The 14,194-nt window shown below is 64.4% G+C and carries 11 protein-coding genes and 3 pseudogenes; 10 read left to right on the top strand and 4 right to left on the bottom strand.

The annotated features are described in order from the left end of the window. Positions 1 to 3: 3 nt before the first annotated feature. Positions 4 to 1,905: a copper resistance system multicopper oxidase gene (locus KYT87_RS05070; protein ID WP_003097515.1), complete on the bottom strand. Its 1,902-nt coding sequence runs from the start codon at positions 1,903 to 1,905 to the stop codon at positions 4 to 6. Between the two features lie 254 nt (positions 1,906 to 2,159). Between KYT87_RS05070 and KYT87_RS05065 the strand changes: the two genes are divergently transcribed. The 10 genes from KYT87_RS05065 to KYT87_RS05020 all read left to right on the top strand — a co-directional run bounded on the left by KYT87_RS05065 (position 2,160) and on the right by KYT87_RS05020 (position 10,227). Then, positions 2,160 to 2,852, top strand: coding sequence for a heavy metal response regulator transcription factor (locus tag KYT87_RS05065; RefSeq protein WP_003097513.1), 693 nt, complete (start codon positions 2,160 to 2,162; stop codon positions 2,850 to 2,852). Beyond that, entirely contained in the window at positions 2,824 to 4,260 is a 1,437-nt protein-coding gene (locus KYT87_RS05060; protein WP_003097498.1) for a Cu(+)/Ag(+) sensor histidine kinase, read from the top strand. Before KYT87_RS05065 ends, KYT87_RS05060 begins: the two co-directional genes overlap by 29 nt. A gap of 947 nt (positions 4,261 to 5,207) precedes the next feature. Then, positions 5,208 to 5,537 (top strand): helix-turn-helix transcriptional regulator, encoded by a 330-nt coding sequence (locus KYT87_RS05055; protein ID WP_003116799.1) that lies wholly within the window; start codon positions 5,208 to 5,210, stop codon positions 5,535 to 5,537. A gap of 13 nt (positions 5,538 to 5,550) precedes the next feature. Beyond that, positions 5,551 to 6,021: an ArsI/CadI family heavy metal resistance metalloenzyme gene (locus KYT87_RS05050; protein WP_003107243.1), complete on the top strand. Its 471-nt coding sequence runs from the start codon at positions 5,551 to 5,553 to the stop codon at positions 6,019 to 6,021. Between the two features lie 12 nt (positions 6,022 to 6,033). Further along, positions 6,034 to 6,531 (top strand): arsenate reductase ArsC, encoded by a 498-nt coding sequence (locus tag KYT87_RS05045; RefSeq protein ID WP_003107241.1) that lies wholly within the window; start codon positions 6,034 to 6,036, stop codon positions 6,529 to 6,531. Between the two features lie 10 nt (positions 6,532 to 6,541). Then, the gene (gene arsB / locus KYT87_RS05040; RefSeq protein ID WP_003109696.1) at positions 6,542 to 7,627 is read left to right on the top strand and encodes an ACR3 family arsenite efflux transporter; all 1,086 of its coding nucleotides are present in this window, start codon (positions 6,542 to 6,544) and stop codon (positions 7,625 to 7,627) included. Between the two features lie 14 nt (positions 7,628 to 7,641). Continuing rightward, positions 7,642 to 8,064, top strand: coding sequence for an arsenate reductase (glutaredoxin) (gene arsC, locus KYT87_RS05035; RefSeq protein ID WP_003107236.1), 423 nt, complete (start codon positions 7,642 to 7,644; stop codon positions 8,062 to 8,064). A gap of 98 nt (positions 8,065 to 8,162) precedes the next feature. After that, positions 8,163 to 8,465 (top strand): PadR family transcriptional regulator, encoded by a 303-nt coding sequence (locus KYT87_RS05030; RefSeq protein WP_003107234.1) that lies wholly within the window; start codon positions 8,163 to 8,165, stop codon positions 8,463 to 8,465. After that, positions 8,462 to 9,691 (top strand): chromate efflux transporter, encoded by a 1,230-nt coding sequence (gene chrA / locus KYT87_RS05025; RefSeq protein WP_003107233.1) that lies wholly within the window; start codon positions 8,462 to 8,464, stop codon positions 9,689 to 9,691. Before KYT87_RS05030 ends, chrA begins: the two co-directional genes overlap by 4 nt. 5 nt (positions 9,692 to 9,696) lie before the next feature. Continuing rightward, on the top strand, positions 9,697 to 10,227 hold the full coding sequence (locus KYT87_RS05020; RefSeq protein ID WP_003107230.1) for a GNAT family N-acetyltransferase: 531 nt from the start codon (positions 9,697 to 9,699) through the stop codon (positions 10,225 to 10,227). A gap of 207 nt (positions 10,228 to 10,434) precedes the next feature. Here the strand turns inward: KYT87_RS05020 and KYT87_RS05015 are convergent. The 3 pseudogenes from KYT87_RS05015 to KYT87_RS05005 form a co-directional block, all read right to left on the bottom strand. Then, a pseudogene (locus tag KYT87_RS05015) lies at positions 10,435 to 11,901 on the bottom strand (chromosome partitioning protein ParB); the annotation flags it as partial. 243 nt (positions 11,902 to 12,144) lie between these two features. Then, positions 12,145 to 12,625: pseudogene (locus KYT87_RS05010) on the bottom strand (efflux RND transporter permease subunit); the annotation flags it as partial. Between the two features lie 92 nt (positions 12,626 to 12,717). Continuing rightward, a pseudogene (locus KYT87_RS05005) lies at positions 12,718 to 13,914 on the bottom strand (efflux RND transporter periplasmic adaptor subunit). Between the last annotated feature and the right edge of the window lie 280 nt (positions 13,915 to 14,194).

Genomic DNA, 14,194 nt, shown 5'->3' with positions numbered 1-14,194 from the left:
GGTTCAAGACACCACGACTTCGCGGAACATGCCGGCATCCATGTGGAACATCAGGTGGCAGTGCCACGCCCAGCGGCCGAGCGCGTCGGCTGTCACCAGGAAGCTGATGCGTTGTGCCGGCTGCACCGGCAGGGTGTGGCGGCGCGCAAGGAAGCGACCGTCGGGGCTTTCCAGCTCGCTCCACATGCCGTGCAGGTGCATGGGATGGGTCATCATGGTGTCGTTGTGCAGAATGACCCGCAGCCGCTCGCCGTGTTTGAAGTGCACCGGCGTGGACTTTCCGAACTCCAGCCCGTCCAGGGACCATGCGTAGCGTTCCATGTTGCCCGTGAGGTGCAGTTCGACCTCCCGGCCGGGGCCTCTCTTGTCCAGCGGCCCCGACGGGGTATGCAGATCCGCGAGGGTCAACACGCGCCGACCGTTGTTGCGCAGTCCGATGCCGGGGTCATCGAGGTTGGTGCGCGCCATGTCAACGCGCATGTCCGTGCTGGCACCATACTCGGTGCGAGCGTGGCGAGCAGTAGTGCTGGGCACGGCCAGTCCCCCCGCCGCCGCGGCGTGTTGGCTGTGATCCATCGCCATGCCACCGTGGTTCATGGCGCCGTGATTCATGCCTGCCATCGCCCCATGATCCATCCCGGACATCGAACCCGAGCCCATCCCGGTCATCCCGGTCATGCCCGTCATGCCCGTCATCCCGGTCATCTCCATGGCCTGGCCGGACCCGCCATGGTCCATGCCCCCCATCATGCCGCCCATCATGTCGTTCATGGTCAGCCATTCGACCGGATCGAGGGCAGGCACGGGAGCTTGAAGACCTTCACGCACGGCCAGCGTGGCACGCGCGTAGCCTGTCCGGTCCATCGCCTGGGCGAAGATCGTGTAAGCGTCATCCCGTGGCTGGACGATCACGTCGACGGTTTCGCCAGGACCGAATCGGAACTCATCGACGGTCACCGGCTCCACGTCAACACCATCGACGTGCACCACCGTGAGTTTCAGTCCTGGAATGCGTACGTCGTAGAAGGTGTTGCCCGCACCGTTGACCATGCGCAGCCGCACGCGCTCACCCGGTCGGAACAGCGCCGTCCAATTGCCGGCGGGGGTGACGCCGTTGGCCAGATAGGTCAGCGTGGCGGCAGACAGATCTGCGAGATCCGTCGGATTCATCCGCATCTCGTTCCACATCTTGCGCTTGTCGATCGCAGCGGCCGTGCCTTCGCGCGAGGCGTCCCGGAAGAAGTCGAAGACGGTAGGTTGGTTGTAGTTGTAATAGTCGCTTTGGGACTTGAGCTTGGTGAACACCCGCATCGGGTCTTCGTCGGTCCAATCCGAGAACAGCAGCACGTGGTCACGGTCGGCGTGGATGGTCTCGGCGCCAGCGGGGTCGATGATGATCGCCCCGTACATGCCCGTGAGTTCCTGGAAGCCGGAGTGCGAGTGGTACCAGTAGGAGCCGCTCTGCTGAACCTTGAAGCGGTACGTGAAGGTCTCGCCGGGAGCGATGCCATTGAAGCTGATGCCCGGCACGCCATCCATCTGATACGGCAGGATGATCCCGTGCCAGTGAATGGATGTGGCTTCACGCAGCTTGTTGGTTACACGGATTGTGACGGTGTCACCCTCGCGCCAACGCAATGTCGGTGCCGGCAGCGAGCCGTTGATGGTCGTAGCCACGCCTGGCTTGCCCGTGAAGTTCACGGGCGATTCGGCGATCACCAAGTCGAACTCGGTGCCCTTCAGCACAGGGGCGGCACCGCGCGTCGCGGAGCCTTGCTGGGCAAATGCCTTGAACGCCGGCGTGGACAGCCCAGCGAGAACGCCGCCGGCGGCTAACCCTTGGACGAAACGCCGACGAGAAAGGCCCTGTGTGGGCACGATAAAAAAGGGTGAACGAGGCGGCATGGCCTGAAATCCTCCATAGATGACTCGGAAGTCGTTCTAAACGCCACCCCATCCTGAGCGGCACAGTTCGACGCAATGCAGGTCATGCTATGGGTTGGGCACTTTCCATCGAATGACCCCTGAATTACATTCATGTAATGTTCGTGTCATGTTCGTGGAAGCTGGCAACCAGTAAATTGCTGATTGAAAGTGGATGAATGCGTACATCGTGAGCGGCTATTTTTCCGCGCCGTAGCGATTTCATGGGACATGCGATGAAACTGCTGGTCGTTGAAGACGAGAACAAGACGGCGGATTACGTCCGCCAAGGTCTCATGGAGGCGGGATTCGTCGTGGATCTGGCGCGCAACGGATTGGACGGACACCACCTGGCCATGGGCGAGACATACGATCTGGTGGTCTTGGATGTCATGCTGCCGGATGTCGATGGCTGGCGCATCGTGCGTGCCCTTCGAGATGCCGGTAAACAGGTCCCTGTGCTCTTTCTGACGGCGCGTGGCGGTGTAGACGACCGTGTCAAGGGATTGGAACTGGGAGCGGACGACTACCTCGTCAAGCCATTCGCGTTCTCTGAGTTGCTGGCGCGGGTGCGGACGCTGCTGCGACGCGGAAGCGCTCCGAGCCAGCCTGATCGCATCCAGGTTGCCGATTTGGTGCTGGACTTGGCGCGCCGGCGCGCAACGCGCGCTGGCCAACGCATCAATCTCACCAGCAAGGAGTTCGCGTTGCTTGAGCTCCTGGCCCGTCGCCAGGGGGAGGTCCTTCCACGGTCTCTGATCGCGTCGCAGGTATGGGACATGAATTTCGACAGCGACAGCAACGTCATCGATGTAGCCATCCGCCGTCTACGCGCGAAGATAGACGATGCGTTCAATCCGAAGCTCATCCACACCGTGCGTGGAATGGGATACACGCTCGATGCGCCCGATGATGCCCCTGCGCCATAAGCCGCGGCAAAGCCGTCCAGCGTCGCTTGCATTGAGGGTCACGGCCCTCGTTGGTATCGCCACGACCTTGGTGTTTCTTGTGTTCAATTGGGTCATTCTCCGGTCGTTGGAGCACCACTTTGCTCAACAGGATGCCCACGAACTGGAGGCAGTGACAACCGCTTTGGCTCAGCCCTTGCACCAGCTTGCAAGTGACATCGCAAGCGACGAACTGAAGCAACACTTGGCCAACGCAGTCGCAGGACATCATGGGATGACGTACGGCGTCTACGATGGGGCTGGCAATAGCATCTATGCCACGCCCGGTCCTGACCTGTCTAAACTTGCCAGTAGCAAAAAGTTGGTCAACCGCATCACCGCTGACGATTTGATCGTGTGGCAGGAGGATCAGAGGTCATATCGAGGTGTGGTGCTGCAACTGCCTGCTGACGATTCAGCGGCGCCCGGCTACCGCATCGTCGCTGCCATGGACATCGGCTTTCATCTCGACTTCCTGGCGGAGTTCAAGCGCATGCTCTGGTGGGCAACCGGCTTGGTCATGTGCCTGGCGCTCGGTGTGGCTTGGCTGGCGGTGCAGTGGGGCCACCTGCCGATTCGCAAGGTCAATGAAGAGATTCGGGCGATTCGCTCTTCAAAGCTGGATGTGAGGCTGGATCCTCGGGATGTGCCGATCGAACTGGCGGAACTGGTATTCGCCTTCAACGATATGTTGGCGAGAATCGAGGAAGGCTTCACCCGGCTATCACACTTTTCCGCAGACATCGCGCACGAGTTGCGCACGCCCGTCACCAACCTGGTCACGCAGACTCACGTGGCGCTTGGCCAGCCGCGCAGCAACGAGGAATACAGAGAAATCCTCTATTCAAATTTGGAAGAGTTTGATCGGATGGGACGCATGATTGGTGACATGCTGTTTCTTGCCCAAACGGAAAATGATCCCCGCAACTTGCGTCTGTCTACCATTGATCTGTCCGAATTGGTGCGGAGTCTGTTCGACTATTTCGAGGCGCTGGCAGAAGATAGCGGCATTACGCTTGGTGTTAAAGGGGCGATCGGCAGCATAGCGGCGGATCGGGAAATGCTCACCCGGGCGCTGAACAATCTTCTCTCGAATGCAATTCGACACACGCCTCGCGGCAAGAGCATCACGGTCTTGCTTTCGCAGGACGAGCAGTGGACAACGATCAGTGTGGTCAATCCCGGTGAGAGAATTCCTGAGCGCGATCTACCAAAGCTCTTCAACCGCTTCTACCGAGTTGATCCGGCACGGCAACGAAATACGGCGGGCGCCGGTCTTGGCCTTGCCATCGTGAAATCGATTGCGGAGGCACATGGTGGCTCCGTTGCCGTGACCTCCAGTGAGCTTGTCACCAGGTTTGACTTGGTATTGCCCCATCTGCGGCAGTAGTCCGAGGGCGCTGCGGTCCGTCCAGCCAACTGGCGTATCTCTTTGCCTGATTCTGGGATCTACCCGGCCGGCCACGTTGCTACGCGAGCGGGACATTTTTTCTCCGTGACTGCCACGTGCCCAGTCCTAGCGGCAGGCGCCGACATCATGCGCTTGTGTATCCCATCGCTACGTCCACACCGCGCGCGGGGGCCTTTGCTCGGTCGTGATCCGGTCACCGATCGTCGATAGCCTCAGCGGTCAGTGCCGAACGTCTGCCTGCTCGGCGCCTCGATCGCGCGCAGACCTGGCTGTGTGCGCTGAGCCCCTGAGGTGAGTTGGAAGTTGGTCTGCTGGTTCGTTGCGCGGGTATATGTACCCGTAGCTGGGTACAGAGAGTCTTATTGATCAAGATCAAGGTACTGCTATCAGGCGCCGGCTGCATATGAACGCAGCCAACCGCCAAAACTACCTATGCAGGTGTCCACTAAAACTTGACCACTGCACCCCGCCCGAAGGCTTCTCCGACTCGCCCGCTGACGCGGGCCAGGTCAACCCCACAACGACAGGCGAGAACGCCCCGCCATGCCTTGCAGCGCCGGTCTTGAGGCGTGGCGTGGAAGCTCCATAGCGATGCCGGGCGGGTTGTCCCTGAACCGCGTTGAGGACGGCACGCACCTGCACAACCTGCCGCAGCAAGCGCCAGCGTGTTCGCCAGCGTCCCGTCCATCGCGGCGGGGCGCTGGCCGGGCCGATCCGGCGCAGCCGGTTCGGCGGCATCGAGGGGCGCCAAGCATCGCGCGGCGGGGATAGCCCGCAGGGCTTTCCCCTGGAGGCAAGCGAAGCGCGCAGCGCCGCAGGCGCGAAGGCGTGAGCAACTGTCTTGAAAGTCAAGCCTCGCAAGCGCGCAGGCTCCATTCAATTGAAGCGTTTTGCCAATGATTCAATAAATGTTGTATTATCGAATCATGAACGAGACCCAAGCCATTTCCGCCCTCGGCGCCCTGGCCCATACCCAGCGGCTGCGCGTGTTCCGCGCCCTGGTGGTCGCCGGCCCCGAAGGGCTGACACCCAGCGTCCTCGCCGACCAGCTCGACGTGGCCCGCAACTCCCTGTCCTTCCACCTGAAAGAACTGGCCCATGCCGGCCTGGTCACCATCGAGCAGCAGGGCCGCAACCTGATCTACCGCGCCGACTTCACCCAGATGAATGGGCTGCTCGGCTATCTGACCGAGCACTGCTGCCAGGGCGGCGCGTGCGAGGTCACCGAATCCTCCTCTGCCTGTACTTCCTGCTGAAAGGATCACCCCCATGAAGCGCTTTCACGTCCACCTGCACGTCGATGACCTGAACCGCAGCATCGGCTTCTATTCCCAACTGTTCGCCGCGCAGCCCGCGCGCGTCGAAGGCGACTACGCCAAATGGATGCTCGAAGACCCGCCGGTCAACTTCGCCATCTCCACACGTGGCAACAAGCCGGGCATCGACCACCTGGGTATCCAGACCGACGATGCCGAGGAATTGGCGGTGCTGAAGGCCCGCGCCGAGGCGGCCGACATGACGCTGCTGGACGAGGGCACCACGACCTGCTGCTACGCGCGCAGCGAGAAGCACTGGATCACCGATCCGCAGGGCGTGGCCTGGGAGCACTTCCACACGCTGGGCAACATTCCGGTCTTTAACGAAGCGGCGCCTGCAGCGACTTCCGCCGCAGCGTGCTGTACCCCGGTGCGCGGCAAGCCGGTGGGCGTTGCGGTGAAGCCGGCTTCCTCCTGCTGCTGATGTGAGATACCCATGACCACCGACAAGACCTACAACGCCCTGTTCATCTGCACGGGTAACTCGGCCCGCTCCATCCTGGCCGAAGGCATCCTCAATGAATTGGGCCAGGGGCGCTTTCGCGCCTACTCGGCGGGCAGCCACCCCAAGGGCGAAGTCCACCCACTGGCGCTCGCCACGCTGGAGCGGCTGCACATGCCGACCGCCGGCTACCGCAGCAAGAACTGGGACGAGTTCGCGGCGCCCGGTGCGCCGGAGCTGGATTTCATCTTCACGGTCTGCGACAACGCCGCCGGCGAGGTCTGCCCCGTGTGGCCGGGGCGCCCGATGTCGGCGCATTGGGGTGTGCCTGATCCTGCAGCCGTTGAAGGCACCGACGAGCAGAAGCGCAAGGCGTTCACGGATGCGGCGCTGACGCTGCGCCGACGCATCGAATTGTTCCTGTCGCTGCCGATTCAGCGCCTGGATGCCATGTCGCTGCAGCACGAGCTGCGCAGCATTGGTACGAAGTGAGGTTGGCGCGATGAGTGTTGGAACCCAAACGGCCGGCCGCGTGCCGGCCGCCCCCACCATGAGCGTCTTCGAGCGCTACCTGAGCGTGTGGGTGCTGCTGTGCATCGTCGCCGGTATCGCGCTCGGCCAGTTCGCGCCGGGCGTGTTCCAGGCCATCGGCCGCACGGAAGTGGCTCAGGTCAACCTGCCCGTGGGCCTGCTGATCTGGGTGATGATCATTCCCATGCTGCTCAAGGTGGACTTCGGCGCTCTCGGCCAGGTCAAGCAGCACTGGCGCGGCATCGGCGTGACGCTGTTCATCAACTGGGCCGTCAAACCATTCTCGATGGCGTTGCTGGCGTGGATCTTCATCCGCCAGGTCTTCGCGCAGTGGCTCCCCGCCGACCAGCTCGACAGCTATGTCGCGGGCCTGATCTTGCTGGCCGCCGCACCTTGCACAGCCATGGTGTTCGTCTGGAGCCGGCTGACCGGGGGCGATCCTGTGTTCACGCTGTCGCAGGTCGCGCTGAACGACACCATCATGGTGTTCGCCTTCGCGCCCATCGTCGGCCTGCTGCTGGGCCTATCGTCCATCACGGTGCCGTGGGCCACGCTGCTGGTATCGGTCGGCCTGTACATCGTGATTCCCGTCATCCTGGCCCAGTTCTGGCGCCGCGCCCTGCTGAGCAAGGGCCAAGCCGCCTTCGACCGGGCGCTGGAGCGCATCGGGCCGCTGTCCATCGCGGCGCTGCTGCTCACGCTGGTGCTGCTGTTCGCCTTCCAGGGCGAGGCCATCATCCGCCAGCCACTGGTCATCGCCATGCTGGCCGTTCCGATCCTGATCCAGGTGTTCTTCAACTCCGGCCTGGCCTACTGGCTCAACCGCAAGGCGGGCGAGCAGCACAGCATCGCTTGTCCTTCGGCGCTGATCGGCGCCAGCAACTTCTTCGAGCTTGCCGTAGCCGCCGCCATCAGCCTGTTCGGCTTCCAGTCCGGCGCCGCGCTGGCCACCGTGGTCGGCGTGCTGATCGAGGTGCCAGTCATGCTACTGGTCGTTCGGATCGTCAACCAAAGCAAGGGCTGGTATGAGTGCGGCCCGAACCCTGCCCGCGGATAACCAAGACACGACTCATGAGCAACATCACCATTTACCACAACCCCACCTGCGGCACGTCGCGCAACGTGCTGGCTCTGATCCGCAACAGCGGCGAAGAGCCGAACGTTATCGAATACCTGAAGACACCGCCTGACCGCGAAACGCTGCAACGCCTGATCACGGACATGGGCGCGCCAATGCGCGCCGTGCTGCGTGAGAAGGGTACGCCCTATGCGGAATTGGGCCTCGATGACCCGAAGTGGGGTGACGAGCAGTTGATTGGCTTCATGCTCCAGCACCCCATCCTCATCAACCGGCCCATCGTGGTGACCCCGCTGGGCACGCGCCTGTGCCGGCCCTCAGAGGCCGTGCTGGACATCCTGCCGCAGCCGCAGCGCGGCGCGTTCCGCAAGGAAGACGGCGAAGCCGTGGTGGATGCGGAGGGTCGCAGGGTCTGAGACCTCCCGCACAAGCGGCAGGCAATCTGAAGTGAGGCTGGTATTATCGAATTTCGTTATCGATATTCGATATGAAAGAGAAACCTACTCCACGTGCCATGGAGCACCACGACCTGCTGTCGGGGCTGATCCGCCTGCATGTGCTGCACCACGCAGCCGAGCAGGAGATCTACGGGCAATGGATGATCGACGAGCTGGCCCACCACGGCTACCGCCTCTCCCCCGGAACGCTGTACCCGATGCTGCACAAGATGGAGCGCGACGGCTACCTCGTCTCCCGCCAGGAGCGTGAAGGGCGCACCGTGCGCAAGCTCTACACGATCACGCCCAAGGGCAAGGAAGGCTTGGCGCTGGCCAAGGACCGCATCCGGGAGTTCACCGGGGAGGCGATGCACAAATGACAGATTCCACCAACACCTTGCAGCATGAGGCCGCTGCCGCGCGCGGCTCACCCGTCGAAGTCTTCGGCGCCTTCCTCAAGCTGGGGCTGACCTCCTTCGGCGGGCCGATCGCGCATCTGGGCTATTTCCGCTCGGAGTTCGTCGAGCGTCGCCGCTGGCTGGATGACCGCAGCTACTCCGATCTGGTCGCCCTGTGCCAGTTCCTGCCGGGGCCGGCCAGCAGCCAGGTCGGTATGGCGCTGGGGTTGGGCCGCGCGGGCTGGCTGGGGCTGCTGGCGGCCTGGGCCGGATTCACCTTGCCATCGGCGATTGCGCTGATCCTGTTCGCCTTTGGCATCGCCGAGTACCAGGGGCTGGCCCAGTCCGGCTGGGTGCACGGGCTCAAGGTCGTCGCCGTGGCCATCGTGGCGCAAGCGGTCTGGGGGATGGCCAAGTCGTTGTGCCCGGACCGGCCGCGCGCCGCGCTGGCCATTCTGGCGGCGCTGCTGACCATGGTCCTGCCCTCGGCCGCGGGACAGCTTGCCGCCATCGCGGTGGCAGGGCTGCTGGGCTGGTGGACATTGAAGATCGCGCAACCCGGCGGCGGCCACGCCCACAGCTACCCCGTCTCGCGCAAGCTGGGCATCGTGGCGCTGCTGCTGTTTGCCGCACCGCTCGTCGGGCTGCCCCTGTGGGCGGCAGCCACGGACTCGTCCACGATAGCCCTGCTGGAAGGGGTGTACCGCTCCGGTGCACTGGTCTTCGGCGGTGGACACGTTGTGCTGCCGCTGCTGCAGGCCTCGGTGGTGCCCAGCGGCGTCGTGAGCAATGCCGACTTCCTGGCCGGCTACGGTGCGGCGCAGGCCGTGCCGGGGCCGCTGTTCACTTTCTCGGCCTACCTCGGCGCGGTCGCCCACGGACCGCTGCATGGCTGGATCGGCGGGCTGGCACTCCTGGGCACGATCTTCCTCCCCGCTTTTTTCATGCTGGTCGGTGCACTGCCGTTCTGGGAAGGGCTGCGCCACCGCGCGGGCATCCAGACGGCCATGGCCGGCATCAACGCCGGCGTGGTCGGTATTCTGGTGTCCGCCCTCTATGACCCGGTATGGACGAGTGCCATCCACAGCAAGGCGGATTTTGGGCTGGCGCTGCTCTCGTTCGGACTGCTGACGGTGGGGCGCGTGCCGCCGGCGCTCGTGGTGCTGTTAGCCGGGCTGGTGGGCTGGGTCATGGCGATGGGCGTCTGAATCTCATGTGGCACACCCTGACCATCCAGCTCCGACACGAAACCGCCGACGACATTGCCGCCATCGAAGCGGTCACGACCGCCGCCTTCGCTGATGCACCACACACCAGCCACACCGAGCAATTCATCGTGCGCGCCTTGCGTGCCGCCAACGAACTGACGCTTTCCATCGTGGCCGAAGAACATGGGCGCGTCGTCGGTCACGTCGCGCTGTCGCCAGTAACGATCACCCATGAGCACAGGCGAAAGACCGAGGGCTGGTATGGGTTGGGGCCGATCTCCGTCCTGCCGCCAAGGCAGGGGCGAGGCATCGGTTCGCGCCTGATGGAACAGGCGCTGTCTGAACTGCGGGCTATGCAGGCCGCAGGCTGCGTGCTGCTGGGAGATCCAACGTACTACACGCGCTTTGGCTTCCAGGCCCATGCGGGCTTGCAACTGCCGGGCGTGCCGCCCGGCTATTTCATGGCGCTGGCCCTGCATGGGACAGTGCCGGAAGGCATCGCGCACTACAGCGATGCCTTCAACGCCGCCGCCTGAGCCAGCGCGAAGGCGGCGGCGTTTTAATTCGGCTATTGGCCTTGAACACCGGGCGCGGCCACTGTCGCACCCGGATTTCGCGTCCACCGCGCCCAGGGCGGAACGGCCTGGGCGCGGTGCTGATCGCGGTTATTCCTTCGTCTCGATGCGCCACCACACAAAGCGAAGCGCCCCGGTCGAGGCCGGGGCGCTTGCCTTCGGCGCGGGTCAAGCGGCCAGTGCCTCGGCGGGTTCATCCGCCATTGCCTCGGTATCCTCCGGGGCGTCCTGCTCCGGGCCTTCTTCCTGCGCGGCCTCCTGCGGGCCTTCGGCCTTGAAGATGGCGGGCATCCAGCCGGTGCCATCGGCCAGCCGCTCGGCCTCGCTGGCAATGTCGGCCTTCTTGAGCTTCGCCAGCCGGGTGACGAATTCCGGTGCAAACGCGCCCACGGCATCCAGAATCACGGCCTTGGAAACGTGCTTGAAGTAGCCTTCTGCGGTCGGCTTCCACCATGCGGCCATGTCGAGGCCCACGGCCTGCGCCAGTTCTGCGCCGGGCTGGTGCGGCGTGGCACGGGGCGTCACCACGTCCACCGTGGAAGCCACGCACACGGCCAGCAGCCGCACCAGTTCGTCTTGCGACTTCGCCAGCAGCGCGGCGAACAGTTCGGCGCTGTCCTCCGGCAAGGCTTCCCCGGCTACCTGTTGCAGTTCGCGCAGCGCCACAGCGGCGGGCGACTCCGGCCAGTCCGGGGCCATGCCTTCCAGCCGGTCTTGCACTTTCAGGCTCACGCCCAGCGGCAGGTCGTGGCCGTGGTAGCTGTCCTGCAAAACCTTCTGCACCATGCCATGCACCAGCGCGGCCAGCGCGACGTGCGGATGCCGGGCCACTTCGATTTGCAGCGCCGCCGTGCGGTGGGCGCTCAACCGCTGCGCCAGCTGGTCGGACAGGCTCGCGGCCTTGGGCGGGTCGTCGGCGTCCTCGTGCTCCTCGTTGGCGGCTTCGCCTTCGGTGCTGCCGAAGCCGCGCCGCAGCTTTTCCAGCGTGCGCAGCGCCTTGGCCTCGGCTTCGCGCAGCAGGCCGCGATGAATAACAGCCTCGCCGTTGCGGTCGATGGTGACGATGGCACCGGCCACCTCGCGCACTTCGGGGGCGTAGCCTTGCAAGGCATTCTCCGCGTCTTGCAGTTCTCCGACCACCTGATCGCGCCGCTGTTCCAGCTTCTCGGCCTTGGCCTCGTCCTCGGCGTCGCAGGCTTCTTCCAGTTCGGCGTCGATCTTTTCGAGGCGGGTTTCCAGCGAGGCGATGCGGCGGGCCTCGCGGGTGGTCGGCTCGCGGCGGTGGCGCGGGGCGTTCTGGAACGCCTGCCGTTCCTCGTAGGCCAGATGCGGCACGGCCTCCACCCATGCCCAGCCCTCGGCGCGCACGTCCTCGGCCAGCGTTGCCAGCTTGTCGCGCACGAGCGTTTCCAGCACTGCGGTATCGGTGAGGTAGGTTCCGGCATCGCCTTCCGCGAACAGGTCGCGGCGGATGCCGCCGCCTGCCTGCCGGTAGGCGTCCAGCCCGACGAAGCGCACCAGCGCGTGCGCGGCGTCGATTTCGCGCTCGGTCAGGCGCTCGCGCAGCTTGGACGGGCTGCGCTGCCATTCCGGCGCACCATAGAACGTGGCTTCCTGCGCGGCGTGGTCGTCGGCGAAGGGACACAGCAAGACCGCCCCCTCACGCCACCCACGCACGCCGGTTTTCGGCAAGCGGAGCGCGCAGGCACGGATCAGCGAGCCGGGCCGGAGGCGCCAGCGATGGAAGCCCGACAGGGGCGAGACTCGCGCAGCGAGGCTCAATGCGCAGCACGACAGCGCGACGGCGGCACGCCGGGACGCCCGACTGCTTGGGACAGGACTACTCGTTGTCGGTCTTGCGCGGCTCGATGTGCAACTGTCCTTGACGTGCAGCCGGGCGTAGTTGCGAAGGTACAGCGTGTCGTACTGCTTATCGGGCGATGTCAGGTGCACCACCATCAGGAAGGCGGGGGACTGCTTTTGGACGGTGATGCCCTGGCGCACCACATCGCGGGCAGCCGGCCTGAGCCTGGGCGACGCGGTTTTGTACCCGCACCGTCGCGTCATCGGCGTTGATGCCAGAACGGAAGGTGACCGTGGTCACCAGCACGCCGTCGGAGCCGGCGACAGACTTGATGTACATCATGCCTTCGACGCCGTTGATCTGCTCCTCCAGGGGTGTCGCCACGGTCTCGGCAATCACCTTGGGGTTGGCGCCCGGATACACGGCGCGCACCACGACCTTGGGATATTCGCTGATCGGCAGCGCCGGGATCGCGAGCAGGCCCGAGACGAAGATGACGATCGACAGCACAGCCGCGAAGATCGGCCTGTCCATGAAGAACTTGGAGAGGTCCATGGGCTAATACCTTGAAAGGAGTCCAGGGGGAAGCGCGCCGCGCCGCTCGTTGTGTGATACGTCCGATCGGTGGCGCGCTCCGGCGTGGTGCTTCATTTGGTGGCGGACGCGGGCGCCGCAGCAGCCACCATGGGCACCGCCGTGGCCTGCACAGGCATGCCCGGCAAGAACACCTTCTGCGCGCCGTTGACGATCACGCGGTCGCCCGCCGCCAGCCCCCCTCGCACGATGCGCAGCCAATGGGAACTGCCACCCAGTTTCACATCACGTCGCTGCGCCAGTCCATCCTTGTCTACGATGTAGACGTAGTTACGGTCGTGGTCGGTCAGCACCGCCTTGTCGTCGATCAACACGGCCGAGAATTCGCCGCTGCCGACCAGTCGCACGCGGGTATAGAGGCCCGGCGTGAAAACGCGATCCTTGTTGTCCAGCACCGCGCGCACGGCGATCGTGCCGCTGCCCCGGTCCACCTGGTTGTCGAGGAAGTCCACCGTGCCGGTGTGAGAGAAGTCCGCCTTGTCCGCCAGGGCGATCTGGACCGGCAGCTGGCCGCCTCGCTCGCTGGGGCGCTCTCCCTTGCGCGCCATGCGCGAGTAGCGCAGGAACGCCTTCTCATCGGCCTCAAAGTAGGTATAGACCCTGTCCTGGAACACGATGGTGGTTAGCACACTGGCTGCATCGCTGGCGGCCACCAGGTTGCCTGCGGTAAGGCGGGCACGGCTGGCGCGCCCGTTGATGGGCGAGCGCACTTGGGTCCTCTCCAGGTTCAACTGCGCCGTCTCCACCGCAGCCTGCGCGGCCTGCACCTCAGCCTGCGCGGACTCGTCAGCGGCGCGGCGCTGCTCCCAGGCCTCGGTGGAGACAGCCTGCTGCTCGACCAGCACCTTGGCACGTTGCGCCTCGCTTCTGCTGCGGCCGGCTTCGCTGCGCGCCCGGGTCAATTGCGCCTGGGCCCGGGCCAGTTCCGCGCGGTAGCTTCGGGCATCGATCATGAAGAGCACATCGCCCTTCTTGACCTCGTCTCCTTCGCGATAGGCGACCCGCTCGACGTAGCCAGACACCCGTGGGCGCAGCTCGACGCTCTCGATGGCTTCGATGCGTCCGTTGTATTCGTCCCATTACGTGATGGGCTTGATCTCGACCTGCGCGACGCTGACTTGCGGCGGCGGTGGATGGCCTCCGGCGCCAGCTCCGGCGTTCTCTTTACAACCTGCGAGCGCCATCGCGCTGAGGGAGATCAGTATCCAAAGCAGGCGCACGCCGCGAGGGTCGGAGCTGGAAGTCGTCATCTGAACAGGTTCCGTGGTCAGGTCGTAAAGCGAATGAAGCGAGCGCGATCGCGCTGCACGCTGTCCCCTGACGCTGCTTTCTTGGCAGCGCAAGACCATGAGCGACAGATGCGGCAGAGATCGAATCCCGTTGGTTGTCGGCTTCTCGTCTCGTCGCAGAACGCGCGCGCAAACCGACCTCGGCGGCATTACAAAGCCTCAAAACTTGAGGTCAAGCGATATCGACGTTCTGATTCGCGCCGTTGCGGATTGGTCCGCCGCGTCGCATTTTTGGACGGCT

It is taken from the genome of Achromobacter sp. ES-001 (genome assembly GCF_019448355.1).
In the GTDB taxonomy this organism is placed as follows: domain Bacteria; phylum Pseudomonadota; class Gammaproteobacteria; order Burkholderiales; family Burkholderiaceae_B; genus Achromobacter; species Achromobacter spanius_B.
This window is presented reverse-complemented; position numbering and strand designations above follow the sequence as displayed.